The sequence below is a fragment of the Vreelandella zhanjiangensis DSM 21076 genome (assembly GCF_000377665.1).
Classification (GTDB): Bacteria; Pseudomonadota; Gammaproteobacteria; order Pseudomonadales; family Halomonadaceae; genus Vreelandella; species Vreelandella zhanjiangensis.
In genome coordinates, this window is the sequence record NZ_KB898652.1 from 1 (window position 1) to 18,297 (window position 18,297).

Genomic DNA, 18,297 nt, shown 5'->3' on the forward strand with positions numbered 1-18,297 from the left:
CTGACGAAGCTGGCCAATGTGGTGAAGTGGGGAACGGTATCGCAGGAAAGGGCTTTGAAAATGATGTTGGTCTCGCAGCACCATTGCATTTCACGACTGGAGGTGATGCCTTTTGAGTAAGCAAACAGGATAATCTTGAGCAGGATAGCCGGATCATAGGCCAGCCGACCAGTCGCATCGTTGCGGTACTTGGGATGGAAAACGGATAGGTCGAGCTTGTGCTCGATCAGGTAGTGCACGGCGTGTTCAAAAGTACCTGGCTGGAGCTGATCCTGGTAGTTGATCACCACCATGGCGTTCTGATCGTAGTTATAAGCCTTGAAGCGCGGCATGCTGACCACTCCTCGTCTGTTTCCTCGATCCTACCAAAACCTGGCCATCAGCGGGGTTTTTCTACAGCCTCAACGCCGCTCAGCACGCGCGGCTAAATAATGAAGAAGAAGCCGCAATGCAGTAGGCTTCGCCGTGAATGGCCTGGTTAGCTGCACACGATCTCTTTAATGGATTGGACTCTTGGGTCACTTAAAATGGGCCCTTTCAGAATCAAAATGTGGGCATTCACATGCGCACGGTATGAAGCGTATTCCCCCACAACCTCGTGTGGGATCAACAACGCCTCAATGATGTTAAAACGCTCGTCATAAATCACCGCTGCGAGTACGTCAAAACCTTTCTCCGCGTACTTCCTGATCGCGCTTAGCTGGCGTGAATTATTTGTAGGCGTAACACGACGACCTTTGATCTGTACGCGCGCATCATCCTTACCAACAGCGTCATAGCCCGCCTTGGAGTTTGATTGAAGCTCAAGGTCCAATGCCCTTGCCACCAGCCACTCCGTATAATCACCAACTGGGTTATTATGAGTTCTAACCACCCCTCTGGCATTCAGCTCATTAGTTGCAGATGCGTGTAACTGCAAAAGCTCCTTCACTGTTAATTCTTTAAGCGGCACTTGCTCTCCTGTCTAGTTAACGCTTGCAGCATGCGCGCCTACGAAATGGAGCCGAAGGCGCAATGTAGTAGGCGTCGCCGTGCCTGCACTTGTTATGTTTGCATTCCCTACAGCGCTGCATCAAAGAATGACATCCAAAACTTCTTCATTGAATCGCCGTAGCCTGAAATATCCCCAGAACTCAGCTCAACTTTATCGTCAGAAAACATTGAAAACTTTTCCGAAAACAGGTCTGGCCGAACCTCCTTCAATTTATCTAAGGAGTTTCCGGCGCCATGCTTGATGGCGTTTGCCAAGAGCCTGAGCTCCCGATTACATTTAAACCAATCGGAACTATCCGATATATCTAAACACAACTGAGATAGAACTCTTTTCTTCTCGTTTCCGTCTTCCGTATTAAATATATAGGTGCAATCCTTCTCAAAGAGATGAAATAGCCATACTGCCGAAGATTTCAAGAATTCACGCTTCATGTCAGAGTGAACGGAGTAATGCTCTACCCCTGCATGGAAAGCCCTCTCGTAGACCTCCGCCTCGTCCATGCGGTCCGGATCAAAGTTTCTACTCAACCGAGCTAGCTCTTCTTCCTCGACGTTCTTTGCCTCATTCTCTATCGCATCAAATGTTGGCAACAGCCTGCCTTCTATTGTAGCGAGGAGCGACTCTATTCTTGAGATAATTTCGATCTTATCGGACTCATAAAGATGCTTCACAGGATTCCTCTATGTTGCACAGAACATAACGCCGCCAACACGCGCGGCTTTGTAGGGAAGGCGAAGCCGCAACGTAAAAGCTGTCGCTGTGCTTGGCATGGTTATGTTGCCCTGCTCAGAGTTCCCCGTATGAAATCACCCTTCGCCGCAGTATAGGCCTCTCTATCCGACCTGAATTCAGCCGCCCATACCCGCTTATTGTGCTCATAATGCGCTGCTATCTCAGCATTGGTACAGAGTTTGTCGCGGAAAGCCAACCGTTGTTGCCATTCTTCGCTACCGTAAACTACAAGGTGCAAATGGTGTGTTCGACGTCCCCCAGCCCACCGCATAAGCCAGCGTCGCCCAGTTAATGAGGCGTTGAACTCCATTGATGTCGTATATTTTGCCTGACACAACGGTTCCATCAGAGCATCAGCGCGTGACATCGCATCTACCCCCGCCAGGATATCGATGATAGGTTTGGCTGAAAGGCCTGGCACAGCTGTGCTTCCAATATGTTCAATCGCCAAAAAGCTACCAGGAAACAGATGAAGGAGGCGGTCGCGCTCTTCTTGAAATATAAGCGGCCACCCCGTGTCATACGGAAAAATAGCCACCTCCTCATAAATTGCTCTGTTGAGTGATTCTTCTTCGTCCACGACTCACCATTTCTTTACAACATAACGCCCCTAATAACAGGCAAAATTTGGTTGGCTAAAATACGAGCGCAGCGAGATAGCCAGCCGTATTTTGTCCTTATTGATTGGCTTGTTAAGTGCCTTTTGCGACTAAATCTCTTTTTTCAACCGCTTTCAAAGCTCCTTGCGGTAGCTTACCGTATAACTCTGCGACTTTTTTGGGACGTGAAATACGGTCTTCAACGATAAAATTGATCATTTCAAATAGGCTATGGGCAATTTCAGGATTATCGGTTAATTCTATCTCACCAGGGTGAACTCCATTGTTACCAATAACACGGCAGTAATCCAAAGCTTGCTGCACTTCTACTGGCAGCCCCTTTTTAACTAAAGAGCCGATATCTTCATTGATATTCTTGCCTATTTCTCCAAGCTCAGACATTAGTTTTTGTACACATAACCTTAACAAGGCAGCAGCAGCTCTTGGAGAGCGAGCAACAATGTCGCGAGCTTCATCATATTCAGTATTACAAGACTCAGGCAAATCTAGATGAGGTGGTGGTACTGGTGCTTCTGAAGGAACTATCATGCGATCGTTATACCAAAATGACTTCTCATTACAGTGTGAACACTTGCTAAAGGAAAAGTCTGTATTGTATGCGCGACTGTAGTTACTCCACTGGAGGGTTGTCCAGCTTTGCTGTGCGAACACACCACATAGAATACAGTGAAACTTTTCTTCCTCAAAAGTTGGAGGATAATATTTGCTCATAATCTTTTTGATACTCCTTGTTGCAGAACATACAGGCACTTAACAGTGATTATATGGAAGGCTGCATAACCCCAATAAACGCGACCGCACATTCATTGAGGTTATGTAGCCACCTCTTTTGACTCTACCCCATTGTTTCTGCTGGCAGCAAAGCAAAATTTGGCTATATATTCAAAATTCGCGTGCCTGCGCGTTTTGCCGGTTTCAATCATACTGCCGCTGGCGTACCACTCAGCAATGCGCATGCAGTTTAAGGGCACAATACATGGGTCTCGCGATAAATAGGCACGCCATTACACCAGCCCCACACACACCATCTGCCCGCCAAACCACTGCTGCTTAAGCCCCCGCTGATTTTCCAACAACAACGTCAGGTAGTCGCGCAATGGATGAGCGAATGGCAACGCGGCAAAGTGCTTGCGTAGCCTGCGCTGATAGGGAAACTGCTCAGCAGGCACGTGCAGCGGCGTGGCATGTTGAGTGAGCCATTCGATGCCGGGCAATAACAAGTGAGTGGCGTTGCTATCCAGCGCTAGCGTCACGCCTTTAACATCGAAGTCACCGGCGTAGATATGCGGCCGTTGGGTTTTATGCCAGGCCTCGGCCAGTAAGGCAAAGCCGCCACCGTAGTGGCTGTCGCCACGGTAGACGACCAGCGGGTTGATGTAGCCGCTTAGTGCTGGAAGGTCTGGCGAAAACTCATAGAAGCTGTCCAGGTTTTCGACCTGAATCATGGCGCTGAATGCGCTCAGCTTTAGTGTTTGTACATCCACATCGCGAATAGCGCGTGGCTCAATGGCAAGCCCCGCTATTGGCTGAGGCGGAAAGCTTACGAGCACTCGTCGTGCGCGGGGGCTTTCGCGGTTGGCTTTGTCTTCTTCTACGCCCTCCTTGGCCTGGGCGCTGCTGGTCAGGCCGCTGAGTGAGCGGCCTAGCGGGGCTATGCGGGCGCTATCTAATACATCGTTTATCTGCGCCAGCAACGTGGCGTCAAAGCGCAGCGTTTTGCCGTTAATGCGCGTGGCCAGGTCAATATCGTGCTGATGGCACCAGGCCACCACGTCGTTTACCCATTGGCCACGGGGCTTTTCCACCGTGGGCTGGCGGAGAAGTTCTCGGGCGACGTCGTTCAGCCTATTACGCGCACGGCCTGATAGGTTCATACGGCAAGCGTCAGTTCAACGTCGTGAATCAGGCGCAGGTGATTGAAGCGGCTGGCCTGGCTCTCCTGCTGTTTGAGCCTGAACGCCCGCTGGTCACTGCGCGGCAAGCCCTGGTACTCGGCAATTACCTGGAATAGCCAGATCTCATCCGGCCACTCCAGCGGGCTTTGGTGCAGGTATTCAAGGGCGCTGACCGGCTTCGCCTGGGGCTGATCGATCACGCTTAAATAGAAGTGCTCCACATCCTGCTTGAGCGCCTGTTGGCGGGCGGCGGCCAGGCTACTTTCCTGCGCTTGGGCGGGGGCGGCGGCTTCTACCGTTTGCGTGGTGTGGCGCGGCTGGGGTAGTTGGTGCAGCAGGTCGGCGAGTACCTGACACTCCAGGTTGCGATCCAGCGCCGGGGCGGCGGCTGCGTTTAGCGGGGCGGCTTGGTTGACCAGCCCTGGTACATCGCTGCGCCGGGCGTAGTTACCGGGCACAAAGCCTGGGTGCTCGCGCATAAACGCGGCCATGCCGCTGATCAGGCGGCTGCGCGCCTGCTGTTTGCGAAAGCGCGCCATCAGTTCGATCAAGCGCCGCTGCACTTCACGCAAACCGGTGTAGTGGTGGCTTAACTGCTGCTGAAGCTGGCTGATCAACAGTTTACGCAGGCTGCCGTCGCTGCCTACCAGCTCTATCAACTCGTCAAAGTTAATTAGCGCCAGGCCGTCCAGAAGCCTTGCGATCTGTTTCTGGGCGCGGTCGTTTTCGCGGATTTTATCGTTGAGCTGGCTGACGAAACCAAAATCGCTATTCAGCCGCTGCCATAAGCTGTCGATGGCATCGGCAAAGCGCCCGTTCAGGTCGTCGACTTCCTGGCGCAGGCGCATTAGCTGTTGCTCCAGCCGCCAGTGCTCGCCACGGCTGCGCGCCTCGCGGTAGCTGTGTACCAGCGCGCGAATCAGCTCCAGGGTTTCCGCTACGTCGGCATTCACATGGCGGCGGGTTTCATCGGCAAGCATTTCGGCGATCAGCTCGCGTACCTTTGGGGCAAGCTTCACGCCGCTCTGCTCATCCGGGCGCCACAAAATGCGCGCTGCCAACATCTTGCGCAGCGCGCTATCGCTGAGTGATTCCAGCGGCACTTCATCGCGGGTGTAGGCCTGCATCAGCGTTTCAGAATGCTTGCCCAGTAGCGCCAGGCGCTCAGCGCCTGTTTTGAGCAGGCGACTCTCCAACTCGCTCACAACAGGGCCTCCTGTGTGCCTTCTTCTCCTTCGGCATCAATCGGCAGGTTCTCTTCATCGCGAATAAAGCGCACCAGATCCACCAGGTAATCGATCTTGCCGGTGATCACAAATACCTGGCGCTCGGAATGCGGCTGAAGCAGGTAGCCGTGCTCTTTCAGGCGCTTGAAGACCTGCTTTACCTGGGCATCCAGCTGGTCGCTTTGCGAGCCAAAAAAGCTGTCGGTGGCCAGGCGTTCCAGACGCTCGCGCAAGCTTTGATTGTCTTCACACTTGGCGCTGAATTCGGCTGGCTTGAGCACATCGCCGGGGGCGGCCAGGGTATCGCGGCCCAGCGCCTCTTGAACTAGCTGCAGCCACTCCAGCAGCGGCAGCAGGCTGTTGAGCGTTTCGCCTAGCTGGCGGGAGAGCTGATCCCGAGCGCTGTCATTGAGCTGTCGCCAGGCCAGAAAATACACGCTGCCCTCTTCATTGCTGGCCAGGCGGCGGTTAAGCGGCCGCAGGTAGGTATCGATCTCCTCGCGAGTCTCTTCGTTGCTCAAGTGGCGATAGCCGCTTTCATCGCTGACCGGGCAGATAAACTCCCCGGCGAGTAACCGCTCAAGCAGTGGGCCATGTTCGATCATGCCGTCACCTCCTGCTGACGTTCCTGGAGCCGCTCGGCTAGGCGGCTCAGGCGCGGTTCAATGCGTTTTAACACTCGCTTATTGGAGTTGGTTTGATCACGGTCGATCAGGTAGCGGTTGGCGAACAGCAGCAACACGTCGGACTCAGGGTTAGGGAACGCGCCGACAATATGAATGCGGTTGCTGTCGCAGGCATCAAAGAGTTTTTCGACGTTGTGGTAGGCCAGCGTGCCGATCTCATCGATGGGCCAGTGAATGGCGATGTCCGCGTCGCCGCGCAGCAGGCGGGTAAACGCGAGAAGAAATTTACACAGAATCAGGTACGCCATACCGTGGCTGGACGACTCCAGCAGCTGGCGGTCGTTTTTAATCACAAGATCCGTGCCGCCTTCGTTCAGGTGCAGCTCCAGACGCAGCAGGCTCTCAAAACTGTACTGCTGGTCGCTGCGCAGTAAATCGACCACGTCCGCCAAGGTGTTCAGGTAGTCGTCGCTGGGCAGCGTCTGGCCGGATTCGCGCCACTCTTTATAGCGCTGGGCAAACAGCTTCAGCGGCTCCCAGAAACCTAGCTCATCAATGGTGGACTGAATACGCACTTCGGCCTTGGTGATGCCTTCCAGGCGCAGGTCGTCGGCGACTTCTTCCGAAAGCCGGCGGCTCTGGGCGCTGATGCGTCGGTTCAAATCACGGAATACGGTAAAGAACTTATCCAGGTCGTCGCTCAGGTTGCGGCCTTCCTGAATCAACTGCTGCTGTTGGTCTTCAAGCAGTTTGAGCATGTCGCGCAGGAGCGGCAGCTGTAGGCGCGGGTTGTCGCTTTGCAGCTTGCTGCGCTCGCTCTCCAGCGCTTCGGCAAAGCCGCTGCTGGCGTCTTTGATCAGTTGGCTTTCAACGTCCAGGCAGCCACGGCGCAGCTGTTCGATGAGCTGGTGGCGATTGCCCAACGCCTGGCGGGCGCGCTCAATGCGCTCGTCCACATCGCCAAGCGGTGCCGCCGGGGCCTGGCCATCGGGTTCAATGGCCAGGCCTTCCAACTGGGTCAGCAGAGGCTTTAAGGCTTCCAGGCTGGCGTGTTCACTCTCGCGCTTCGCTTTAAGCGTACTTACCGTGCTTTGGTGGGTTTTGCGCGCGGCCTGAAAGTCGTTTTTCAAGCGCTCTTTATCGCGTTGAAGCTGCTGTTCGGCTTGCTCCAGCTCGGCTTCCTGGGCAACCAGCTGCGGCTTGTGCTGCCCCCACTCCACGCGCATAAAGCGGGTGTATTCGGTGAGTTCATCCTGCCGGGCGGCGGTAACGCGGATGCGTTCCTCCAGGCTTGCCAGGCGCGCCTTGGTATCTTTTAGCTTTGCCGGGTCGACGCCCTGTTCGGCCAGTTCCTGGCTAAAGGCTTCTTCCAGCTCTGCCCGCTGACGCTGGTGTTCGGTGTTGGCATCGCTTAGCTGCTGCTTATACTGGCGCAGCTGAGCATCCAGGCTGTCCAGCTGGCTTTGGCCGTCGGCTTTGAGTTCCAGCAGCTGGCCTTGATGGGTTTCACCCAGCGCTGTTAGAGCTTGCTGTTTCTCTTCACGCAGCTCAGCTTGTGCCTGCTCCTGGCGAGCTAACGCGGTTTGATGCGCGGCGCGGCGCTCCTGTTGATGTTTGGTGTGGCGCTCTTGCTGCTGACGGCGCGCTTCAAGGGCAAACTCAACTTCCTGCTCGGCACGCTTGTGGGCCATACGGCTTTGATCTTGAGTTTCATCGGCTTTTTGGACGCGCTCGTTATGCTGTTTAAGCGCTTTCTCGGCCGCTTGGCACTCTGCCTGAACGCGCCGTTTGGCGCTATCTGCTTCTTCGATGGCGGCGAGCAGCGTGGCTTCGTCCTGAGCGTAATCAGGCAAGGCAATGGCCGAGAGATCCAGCGCCAGCCCAAACAGGTCGTCGCCGCCGCCGTCGGCTAATCGAGGCGCTAAATCGCGCCGCTCCAAAAGCTCCGGGGCAATGACTTTGCCTAACTGCTGCTCCCAACCGGGGCGGTGATAGCGCAGAAAATGGCGCAGGCTGCCTTGCTCGGGGTCACGCTGCTGGTAGAGCGCGTAGCTGCGCTGTTCGGCGCGCTCAAGCTGTTGGCGAAGCTGAACCAGTTGCTGCTCGGCGTCGTCCCGGGCGCGGCGGTTGCTTTCAAACTCGCGGCGCAGGCCATCTAGCGTCGCGGCCGATGCGTTACGCTCCTGCTGGGCCTGGTCCAGCCGTGCCTGGGCAAGCTCAGCATCAGCAGCTTCTTCGGCGGTTTGTGTTGAAAGTGAGAGCTGGGCTTTTAGCTCGGCCAACTGCTCAACGCCCAATTCAAGCTGGGCCTGATACTCGCCTTCTAGGCGCTGACGCTCCTGTTGGTAGCGCTCATTAAGCTTCTGCTCGGCCTCCCAGTGCTGTTCACGGCGCAGGGCTTTCTCTTCTACCAGGGCGTCGATCAATTCCTGTGCTTCACCGGTCTGGCGGGCCAGGGCCTCGGAAAGTTCGCGCAGGCGCCCATCAAGCCGCGCCTGGCTCTCTTTTACCGCATCCTGCATGACGTTCAGGTGGGCACGCAGCTGATCGCGCTGCTCGCGCCATTGGGGCAGCGCATTGATATCGCGCTCCAGGGCGGGCATATCCGCCTCGAAATAGCGCTCGTACTGGGTTTGCAGATCATTGAGGCGGCGCTGGGTCTGCTGTAAATCGCTGACCACTTCGCTGTGGCGATCGTTGAGCTCGTCCCGCGCCTGGGCGTAGTCGCTTTCCCGCTGCTGAAAATCGCGCTGATGGCGGGCAAGCTCGGCATCCACATCGGCCATGCGCCGCTCGGCCTGCTGGCGATCATCTTCAAGCTGAGGCTTTAATTGCCAGAGGGTGGCATCCAAATGGGCAAGCTCGCGATCAATCCCGGCAAGCCGGGCAAGCGACGCCTGTAAAGGCTCCAGGCGCATGGATTGGCGCATCTGGGCAATCCATTCGCGCGCCTTGGTGTTGCGAATCCGTGTGACCGGCAGCTCAACGCCATCCTCTTCGAAAATCGCCGCCAGCATGGTTTTGAGGGTATCCATCTTGCCCTCTTTGGCGTGTACCGCTGACACCAGCTTTTCGATATGGCGAATGCGCCGCTCGGGTTTGACCAGGCTAAACTGCGCGGCGATCTGGCGAAGCTTGAGGCCATCGCGGCTATTGCCGTGCAGCTGGGTAAAGTCGTTCTGGATAACCGAGCGGAATTCAGACGTAGCACCGAGCTTGGGCGATACCGGCGTGCCGCTTCGGCGCAGGCCACTGGCCCACTGGGTGTAGTCGAGTGCGGCCACGCCCGCCTCGCTCTCCACCAGATAATCTTCCGGCTGGTACGGCCCGCCCACAAAGCGATACTCCACCCCGCCTTCGGCTTTGCGGGTCAGCACCGCTTGGCAGATGTTGCCAGCCTCGCGGCGGTATTCATACACCAAGTAGCTATTGCGATGCGGCAGGTAAAACGCATCAAACTTCATGCGCGTTTTGGGCACCACCTTATTGGGTAGTTCGCCGTAAAACACCGGCACCAGGCGCTGAAGCGTGGTTTTACCCGAAGCATTGGTGCCGCAAATATTGGTGTGGCCGTCCACACTGAGTTCAACCACGCCTTCCAGGTGGCCGTGAATCATCACGATGCGTAGCAGGTGGGCCATGCCGTGTCCTTGATCGATAGAAATTCGAAAGCGACTATCTTGCCAGACACCTGAATGGCTTGTCCTACTCTTCTCACACGTTTAGCGGCGAGCGTTGCTGTGTGCCCAGCAATCCCTCAAAGAAACTTACCGCATTAGCCTCTAATCCTTCTAGGTAGTAGCCGCCCTCCTGTACTACCAGCGTGGGTAGATTCAAACCCGCCATCCGGCGGCCAAGCTCTGCAAACCCTGGGGTGGAGACGGCAACCTTGGCTTGTGGATCGCGCTCGTAAATATCAAACCCCAGCGCCAATACGATCGCGTCAGGCTCAAACAGCCGAATGGCTTGGCAGGCTTCGTCCAAGCGCTCAAAAAATACCGACTCCTTTGATCCATGGGGCATTGGCAAGTTGAGGTTATAGCCCAACCCGGCACCTTCGCCGCGTTCGCTCTCAAAGCCGGTGACGGCTGGGTAGAAGTTGGTGGTATCGCCGTGGATCGAGATATACATTACATCGTCACGCGCATAGAAAATCTCCTGAATGCCCTGGCCGTGGTGCATGTCCGGGTCGAGCACGACGATACGCGCAAAGCGCGAGGTAAGATGCTGAGCCGCAATGGCTGCATTGTTGAGGAAACAGAAGCCACCCGCCGAGTCGATGCCTGCATGATGGCCAGGCGGGCGCGATAGCGCATAGGCAAACCGCTCGCCCGTTAATAACGCCTCGGCACCGGCGACCGCGCTCTGGGCGGACCAGTAGGCGGATTGCCAGGTATCGCGGCCTATTGGCGCGCTACCGTCTGCCAAGTAACGCGCGGCCTCCGCCAAAATACCGCGTAGGGCGTTAGGCGAGCGGACGAAGATGTTAGAGATCACCTCTTCGCCCCAGTCTTCTCCCAGAGCGCGCCAACGGGAATAGGCGCTCTCCAGGAAGCGCAGATAAGCCAGTGAGTGCACGGCTCTCAGCGGCGCCACGCCATAATCCACCGGTGGCTGCACATCAAACCCAAACCGCTTGGCCGCCGCTAGCAGGTGCATGGTGCGTTCAGGCACCTCCTGGGGCGTACGCATTTTCCCCCGCGAGAAGTAGGTCTGCGGATGATGAAGTGCTTGTTCGACGTGGTAAAACGTCTTCATCGTTGACTCTCCTAGCTCCCTGGCTCTCCTGGCTCCCCGACGCCGCGCACAACAAACTTTCGTGCTACACCGATATGGTAGTCAATCGCTTCCCGGCAGGCCGCGGGGCTGCCGCTTGCCAGCGCTTCGAGCAGTTTGAAATGGCTGGTGGCAATAGTGTCCGGCGCGTCATGAGTTTTGGTAATCAAGGCGATACATAGGCGCAGCTCGTGAGTTAGCCCATCAAATGCCTTTAGCAGGCGTTCGTTGCCCGCGTAGTGCAGCATCAAGCGATGAAACTGCAGGTCTTCCTCGATTCGGCGCGTCTCATCATTGCCAAGAGCGGCTTCACACAGCACCTCTACCTGCTGCTCCAGGGCGCGCTGGGCTTCAACGCTATAGCGCTCGGCGAGGCGTTCAATAGCGTGACGTTCAAGGCACAGGCGTAGATCGAAGACATCTTCAAATTCAACGGCGTTCAACGCCCTGACAAAAAAGCCGCGGCGTGGTTTGGAGATCAAAAGCCCCCGGCTTTCAAGCAGCCTGGCTGCTTCACGCACCGGGGCGCGGCTCACCCCTAAATCTTTGGAAAGCTGTACTTCCGAAAGGCGTTCACCAGGCAAAAAGTGTTGCTGAATAATCGCTTGGGTCAAATAGTCAGCAACTTGCTCAACCAGGTTCTGATGTTGAATAAAGGCCTTGGGAGCCACGGTTGATAAGGCCATCGACATTACTCATAAAAATTATTGCGTATTTCAGTATGACGTAAAAAAGCATTCTGTCGATGGACGACTGCCGACTGTCGACAGTTTTATAAACCGATGCTATGGTCAAAACAGCCCCTAATAACCAACACAATCGGGCTTTAGCAATACGACGCCTCGCTCGCCTAACGATAACGTAAATTTAATTACGTACTAATAACCGAGGAGCAGGAACAATGAAACACCCTTTAGCTTTGGCAATTTCCGCTGCAGCACTCGCGTTTACGACTACCGCACTAGCCGACGACCCTAAACAGGGCGGCATCGTTAATACCATCGTTCAGCCGGAGCCGCCTGGTTTGGTATTGGGCATGATCCAAAACGCCCCCACCCGGGTCGTGGCCGGTAATATTTATGAAGGCCTGCTGCGTTACACCACCGATTTGGAACCTATTCCCCAACTGGCCGAGTCCTGGGATGTCAGCGATGACGGCCGTACTTATACGTTCCACCTTCGTGACAACATTACCTGGCATGACGGTGAGCCATTCACTGCTGACGACGTCGTCTTCTCTGCCGATGTTTTTCACCGCGAGCTAAACCCTAGTGCGCGGGCTGTTTTGCAGCATGTGGAAAGCATCGAAGCCACCGATGAGCATACGGTAGTGTTCACCCTGGTCGAGCCTTTCGGGCCGTTCCTCATTTCCTTTGAAGCGGGCACTTTCACCATGGTGCCGGAACACCTTTACGCAGGCACCGACTTCCGCAACAACGAACATAACGACCACCCTATCGGTACTGGCCCGTTTAAGTTTGCCAACTGGGAGCGTGGTACGGTGATTGAGCTGGTCAGAAACGACGACTATTACGAAGAGGGCTTGCCCTACCTTGATGGCGTCAACTGGCACATTATTCCCGACGGCGGTTCGCGTGCGGTGGCCTTTGAAAACGGCACGATTGATGTGCTGCCCAGCGGCACCGTCGAAAACTTCGATATTCCGCGCTTATCCGAAATGGATAACGTCTGTGTCACCGAAGAAGGCCATGAGTACTTTAGCCCCTACTCCATGCTCTGGATGAACAATCGCGAAGGCCCCACGGCCGATAAACGCTTTCGCCAGGCGGTGATGTACGCCATGGACCGGGAGTTTGCCCGTAATGTCCTGTGGAATGGTTTAGGCAAAGTGCCTCTCTCGGCTTTCGGCTCCAATGCTCGTTTCCAGGATGACACGCTGGAACCTTACGACTATAACCCTGAGCGCGCCCGTGAGCTGCTGGAGGAAATGGGTTACGACGGCGAAGAAGTCACTATCCTGCCGCTGCCTTACGGCGAAACCTGGACTCGCTGGGCCGAGGCCGTGCAACAGAACCTGCGTGAAGTAGGTATCAACGTTCGCACGCAAGCCACCGACGTTGGCGGCTGGAACCAGCGCCTGGGCGACTGGGATTACGATCTCGCCTTTACCTACCTGTACCAGTACGGCGATCCGGCGCTGGGGATTTCACGTACCTACCTTTCTGACAATATTGCCAAGGGGTCACCCTGGAATAACGTGGAAGGGTATGAAAATGAGCGTGTTGATGAGCTATTCAACGAAGCCGCTACCGCCTACCCGGATGAAGAGCGCGAAGCGCTCTATAAAGAGGTGCAAGAGATCCTGCATGAGGATGTGCCCGTTGGCTGGCTGATGGAACTGGGCTTTCCGACCCTCTACCGCTGTGATGTGAAAGATCTCGTCAACTCTAGCGTAGGGCTGAACGAAGGCTTCAGGGATGCCTGGCTAGACCGCTAAGCCAAGCCTGCCCAGGTAGCGCAAGCTGCCTGGGCGCTCTATTGCTGTCAGGGAAATGCTCATGCTCTATGCCCGCTTAATTATCATGCGGCTTTTCAAAGCCGTGATAGTGCTGTTCTTGATCGTTATTCTTAATTTTCTGCTCATTCAGCTGGCCCCTGGCGACCCCGCTGCCATTCTGGCCGGTGAAGCGGGCGCCGCCGATCAGGAGTTTCTCAACCAGCTGCGCGAGCGCTTCGGGCTCGACCAGCCCATGTATGTTCAGCTGTGGCGCTATGTCTCGGGTATCGCGATGCTCGATTTCGGCTACTCGTATCGGCTTGGCGTCCCGGTTTTTGATCTGATCATGGCGCGGCTACCTGCCACTTTACTGCTCACCGGCACGGCTTTTCTGATCTCGCTGGTACTGGGCATTATCGCAGGCTCGATGGCCGCAGCGCGGGTTAAAAAACCCTCCGGCTCGATCATTATGGCGCTGGCGCTGGTGTTCTACGCCACACCGCTATTCTGGGTCGCGTTGATGTCGGTGCTGGTGTTTTCCGTCTATCTAGACTGGCTACCGGCCTACGGCTTTTATACGGTGGGCGCTGGCTACACCGGTTTTGCCCTGATACTGGATGTCGCTAAACATCTGATACTCCCCGCCACCACCCTTGCGCTGTTCTTTATGGCGATCTATACCCGCATGACCCGCACATCCATGCTGGACGCCGCTCAGCAGGACTACGTTAAAACCGCCCGGGCGAAGGGCTTGAAACCGGGGATTATCCAGCGCCGCCACGTGTTGCGTAATGCGCTGCTTCCCATTATCACTCTGGCAGGCTTGCAGGCAGGGCAAATGGTGGGCGGTGCGATTCTGACAGAAACCGTATTTGCCTGGCCAGGCATCGGCCGGCTGATGTTCGAGGCGCTTCAACAGCGTGACTACAACCTGCTATTAGGCATTTTCTTCTTCTCGGCCGCCCTGGTCATCGTCTTCAATATTATTACCGACCTGGTGTACCGCTTGGCTGATCCGCGTATCAAGGGGGCCTCATGAGCTTTTTCGCACGCTTTGCGCAGAACCGTGGCGCCCTGGTGGGGCTGATTATCCTGCTGATGATTATCGCTATGGCGATTCTTGCCCCGCTACTGTTTCCTGAATCGCCCTGGCGCATGGTGCAACGCCCCTTCCTGCCGCCCATGTCTCAGGATGGTTTCCCGCTAGGCACCGATACCATGGGCCGCAACGTGGCCGCAGGCCTGATGCATGGCGCCTGGGTATCGCTACTGATAGGCTTGGTATCCACCAGCGTGGCGCTGTTGATTGGCGTTCCGTTAGGCGCCATTGCAGGCTATTACGGCGGGTTGATTGATGACATTCTGATGCGTTTCACCGAGTTCTTTCAGACCATCCCCAACTTTGCTCTGGCCATTGTGCTGGTCGCCATTATGCAGCCCAGCGTTACCTCTATAGTGCTTGCCATCGCTCTGGTGAGCTGGCCTCCCGTGGCTCGCCTAGTACGCGCTGAATTTATGTCGCTGCGCCATCGCGAGTATGTAGAAGCGGCCCGCCTGGTAGGGCAAACCAACAGCACCATCATATTGCGCCAAATCCTGCCCAATACGCTTTCCCCGATTATTGTGCTGGCATCGCTGATGGTGGCCACCGCCATTTTGCTGGAATCCTCCCTATCGTTTCTTGGGTTGGGCGATCCTAACGTGATGTCGTGGGGTTATATGATTGGGGCGGCCCGCACCGTGATTCGTCAGGCGTGGTGGCTAAGTTTCTTCCCCGGCGTGGCCATTCTGTTGACCGTACTGGCGCTTAATCTAGTGGGCGAAGGCTTGGACGATGCCTTAAACCCCAAACTTTCCCGCGAGCGCTAGGAGCTTTTATGTCTGATACAGCGACAGAGACCGTACTGAGTATCCGTCAGCTTAGCGTGGCACTCCCCAAGGGCGCCGACCGGGCTCTCGCGGTTGAAGACGTCAGTTATGACGTTAAGCGCGGCGAAATCATGTGCGTGGTGGGTGAGTCGGGTTCGGGCAAATCCATGGCTGCCAATACGGTCATGGGGCTGCTGCCCAAGGGCGTTCGGCCCGTTCAGGGAGAGGTTATTTTCGAGGGACAAAACCTCATCACCTTGACCGAAAAGCAGCATAGGGCGCTGCGCGGGCTAAAGATCGGCATGATTTTTCAGGAACCCATGACCGCGCTCAACCCGTTGATGCGCGTCGGGGCGCAAATTGCCGAGGTCTTCGAGGCCCACGGCAAGCTCACGCCTAAGCAGCGCCAAGCCCGTGCTCTGGAGCTTTTAATTGAGGTGGGAATTCCCCAGCCCGAGAAGGCCATCCGCGCCTACCCTTTTGAGCTTTCCGGCGGGCAGCGCCAGCGGGTGGTGATTGCCATGGCGCTGGCGTTGGAACCGGTACTATTGATTGCCGATGAGCCAACCACAGCGCTGGATGTCACCACCCAGGCGCAGATTCTTGAGCTGATTCGCGATCTGCAACGCCGCCGCGGCATGGCGGTAATGTTTATCACCCATGATTTTGGCGTGGTGGCCGAGATAGCCAACCGTGTTTGCGTGATGCGCCACGGCCAGATTGTCGAAATCGGCGAAGCCAGCGAGGTGCTGGGGAATCCTCAGAACGAGTATACCCAAGCGCTGATTGCCGCTATTCCCAGCAATGCCGTGCCGCCCCATCGAGAGGCGAACACCACTGCCCCGCTGCTCGACATCAAACGGCTTAATAAGGTCTTCCGCTCCCGCGGGGGGTGGTTTAAAGCGTCTCGTGAAGTGCGCGCGCTGGATGACGTTTCACTCACCCTGGCCCGGGGTGAAACGGTGGGCATTGTAGGCGAATCCGGCTCGGGTAAATCAACGCTCGGGCGCTGCGTGGTGCGATTGGAGCACCCGGATGACGGCGAGCTGCTGCTGGATGGTGTTAACCTATCGCAGCTTAAAGGCGATGCCCTGCGCCGTGAACGTCATCGGGTGCAGATGATTTTTCAGGACCCTTATGCCTCGCTTAACCCGCGCACCCGGGTGGGCATGGCGATTGCCCAGGGGCCGATCGCCAACGGTACGCCTAAAGCACAGGCCCTTAAGCAGGCAGGTGAGCTATTAGATATGGTCGGCCTGGGCGCCAGCGCCGTTGAGCGCTACCCTCACGAATTTTCCGGTGGTCAGCGCCAGCGGATAGGCATTGCACGCGCCTTGGCCCTTAACCCCGAACTGATCGTTGCCGATGAAGCCGTCTCGGCGCTGGACGTATCGATCCAGGCACAGGTGCTGGAACTGCTTGAAGAACTCAAACAGCGCCTGTCGCTATCGCTTTTGTTTATCACCCACGATTTACGTGTCGCCGCGCAGATTTGCGATCGTATCGTGGTGATGCAGCATGGCCGTATTGTTGAGCAGGGAAGCGCCGAGCAGATATTTTTACACCCTCGCGAGGCCTATACTCGCTCGCTGCTGGAGGCGATTCCCGGCCGCGACGCGCCGGTTGCCGCGACCGCGTAGCAGAAAGACCCATTAATTTTTAAGGATGATCAGTGCTAATAAGCCTAGAAACACTGCGCAACATAGTGGGCGCTGCCCATGTGATCACCGGCGATGATGTGACCAGTCGCCAGGAAGACTGGATGACCGGTGCGCTTTGCCACGCCGGCGCTATTGTACGCCCCGCCGATACCGACCAGCTGGCGGCCGTTATGCGCGCCTGCTTTGAACTCAAGCAGCCCGTCGTCACTCACGGCGGGCTCACCGGTTTGGTACACGGCGCTGAAACCGCCCCTGATGAGCTGGTGATCTCGCTTGAACGCATGACCGCCATTGAGGAGATAGACCGAGTCGGCGGCACACTGACGGTACAGGCAGGCGCCCCGCTGCAACGGGTACAGGAAGCGGCAAGCGAGGCAGGACTGCAGTTTCCGCTGGACCTTGGCGCACGGGGCAGCTGCACCATCGGCGGCAATATTGCCACCAACGCTGGCGGTGTTCGGGTTATTCGCTACGGCATGATGCGCCAACAGGTGTTGGGTCTTGAAGCCGTAATGGCTGATGGCCGCGTGGTCAGCTCCATGAATCGCATGCTGAAAAACAACGCTGGATTTGATCTTAAGCAGCTGTTTATCGGCAGCGAAGGCACTCTGGGCATTGTGACCCGCGCCGTGCTGCGTTTGCAGCCGCCCATGCCGATCGAGCAGACAGCACTGGTCGCCTGCCCGTCGTTCGATGCACTTACCGAGCTGCTCGGCCATATGGGTAAAACGCTGGGCGGCAGCCTCGGTGCCTTTGAAGTCATGTGGCAGAACCACTATCGCCTGCTCACCGAGACAACAGGACGCCACACCCCGCCGATTCCTGCTGACCACCCTTTTTACGTAATCATCGAAGGGTTAGGCAGTGATGAAGCGCGCCTTGAAGCACAGTTTAGTGAAGCGCTGGAGCAGGCGCTGGAACGTGAATTGATCGTCGATGCCGTGATTGCCCAGTCAGCTACACAGCGCGCTGGCCTTTGGGCTATCCGTGAGGATATTGAAGGGTTGGTCAAAGGATTAGCGCCGGTACTGACCTTTGATGTCAGCCTGCCGATTATCGATATGCAGCGCTACACCAATACGCTGGAAGCACAGTTGTTGCAGCGCTGGCCTGACGGCCGTCTGGTCGTGTTTGGCCATTTGGGCGATGGTAATCTGCATATCTCTATCAGCGTCGGTAGCCATGACCCTGACGTGCGCCGCGCCGTCGAAGCGCTGGTGTATGAACCGCTTCAGGCTTTGGGCGGGTCCGTTTCAGCGGAACACGGTATTGGGATTGAAAAACGCGCCTGGCTTAGCACCTGCCGGACCAGCGCTGAAATTGACCTGATGCAGACGCTCAAACAGGCGCTTGACCCCCACTGCCTGCTGAATCGCGGTAAAGTACTTACATAAAGCACTTAAATAAAGTACTCAGATAAGTCACCTCAAGAAAAGTCTT

At 56.3% G+C, this 18,297-nt stretch carries 16 protein-coding genes; 5 read left to right on the forward strand and 11 right to left on the reverse strand.

Annotated features, from left to right (window positions below; translation table 11 throughout):
* The 11 genes from D467_RS0113685 to D467_RS0113735 form a co-directional block, all read right to left on the reverse strand.
* Positions 1 to 332, reverse strand: a 332-nt coding sequence (locus D467_RS0113685; protein WP_018918092.1) for a transposase, incomplete at its 3' end; no start/stop codon positions are given.
* A gap of 146 nt (positions 333 to 478) precedes the next feature.
* Positions 479 to 952: a DUF6998 domain-containing protein gene (locus D467_RS0113690; protein ID WP_018918093.1), complete on the reverse strand. Its 474-nt coding sequence runs from the start codon at positions 950 to 952 to the stop codon at positions 479 to 481.
* 107 nt (positions 953 to 1,059) lie between these two features.
* Positions 1,060 to 1,665, reverse strand: a complete 606-nt coding sequence (locus D467_RS0113695; protein ID WP_018918094.1) for a hypothetical protein — start codon at positions 1,663 to 1,665, stop codon at positions 1,060 to 1,062.
* A gap of 101 nt (positions 1,666 to 1,766) precedes the next feature.
* Positions 1,767 to 2,306, reverse strand: coding sequence for a GrpB family protein (locus D467_RS0113700; RefSeq protein ID WP_018918095.1), 540 nt, complete (start codon positions 2,304 to 2,306; stop codon positions 1,767 to 1,769).
* 112 nt (positions 2,307 to 2,418) lie between these two features.
* A complete protein-coding gene (locus D467_RS19725; protein ID WP_026285770.1) occupies positions 2,419 to 3,057 on the reverse strand; it encodes a DUF4145 domain-containing protein in 639 nt (212 codons plus the stop codon).
* A 293-nt stretch (positions 3,058 to 3,350) separates the two neighbouring features.
* Positions 3,351 to 4,220 carry a DUF7281 domain-containing protein gene (locus D467_RS0113710; RefSeq protein WP_018918097.1) on the reverse strand — a complete coding sequence of 290 codons (870 nt, stop codon included), beginning with the start codon at positions 4,218 to 4,220 and terminating at the stop codon, positions 3,351 to 3,353.
* Complete coding sequence (locus D467_RS0113715) at positions 4,217 to 5,446, reverse strand: hypothetical protein (protein WP_018918098.1); 1,230 nt, start codon at positions 5,444 to 5,446, stop codon at positions 4,217 to 4,219. The genes D467_RS0113710 and D467_RS0113715 overlap by 4 nt, the downstream gene beginning before the upstream one ends.
* Positions 5,443 to 6,072 carry a condensin complex protein MksE gene (locus D467_RS0113720; RefSeq protein WP_018918099.1) on the reverse strand — a complete coding sequence of 210 codons (630 nt, stop codon included), beginning with the start codon at positions 6,070 to 6,072 and terminating at the stop codon, positions 5,443 to 5,445. The genes D467_RS0113715 and D467_RS0113720 overlap by 4 nt, the downstream gene beginning before the upstream one ends.
* Positions 6,069 to 9,734 (reverse strand): ATP-binding protein, encoded by a 3,666-nt coding sequence (locus D467_RS0113725; RefSeq protein WP_018918100.1) that lies wholly within the window; start codon positions 9,732 to 9,734, stop codon positions 6,069 to 6,071. Before D467_RS0113725 ends, D467_RS0113720 begins: the two co-directional genes overlap by 4 nt.
* A 73-nt stretch (positions 9,735 to 9,807) precedes the next feature.
* On the reverse strand, positions 9,808 to 10,851 hold the full coding sequence (locus D467_RS0113730) for a histone deacetylase family protein (RefSeq protein WP_018918101.1): 1,044 nt from the start codon (positions 10,849 to 10,851) through the stop codon (positions 9,808 to 9,810).
* An 11-nt stretch (positions 10,852 to 10,862) separates the two neighbouring features.
* Positions 10,863 to 11,555, reverse strand: a complete 693-nt coding sequence (locus D467_RS0113735; RefSeq protein ID WP_018918102.1) for a GntR family transcriptional regulator — start codon at positions 11,553 to 11,555, stop codon at positions 10,863 to 10,865.
* Positions 11,556 to 11,770: 215 nt separating this feature from the next.
* On the opposite strand from D467_RS0113735, the gene D467_RS0113740 reads away from it, so the two are divergent.
* From D467_RS0113740 to D467_RS0113760, 5 genes are all read left to right on the forward strand, one after another.
* Positions 11,771 to 13,327 (forward strand): ABC transporter substrate-binding protein, encoded by a 1,557-nt coding sequence (locus D467_RS0113740; RefSeq protein ID WP_018918103.1) that lies wholly within the window; start codon positions 11,771 to 11,773, stop codon positions 13,325 to 13,327.
* A 61-nt stretch (positions 13,328 to 13,388) separates the two neighbouring features.
* Positions 13,389 to 14,366, forward strand: a complete 978-nt coding sequence (locus D467_RS0113745) for an ABC transporter permease (RefSeq protein ID WP_018918104.1) — start codon at positions 13,389 to 13,391, stop codon at positions 14,364 to 14,366.
* Positions 14,363 to 15,196: an ABC transporter permease gene (locus D467_RS0113750; RefSeq protein WP_018918105.1), complete on the forward strand. Its 834-nt coding sequence runs from the start codon at positions 14,363 to 14,365 to the stop codon at positions 15,194 to 15,196. The genes D467_RS0113745 and D467_RS0113750 overlap by 4 nt, the downstream gene beginning before the upstream one ends.
* 8 nt (positions 15,197 to 15,204) lie before the next feature.
* A complete protein-coding gene (locus D467_RS0113755) occupies positions 15,205 to 16,836 on the forward strand; it encodes an ABC transporter ATP-binding protein (protein WP_018918106.1) in 1,632 nt (543 codons plus the stop codon).
* A 32-nt stretch (positions 16,837 to 16,868) separates the two neighbouring features.
* Positions 16,869 to 18,251 (forward strand): FAD-binding oxidoreductase, encoded by a 1,383-nt coding sequence (locus D467_RS0113760; protein ID WP_018918107.1) that lies wholly within the window; start codon positions 16,869 to 16,871, stop codon positions 18,249 to 18,251.
* Positions 18,252 to 18,297 lie beyond the last annotated feature (46 nt).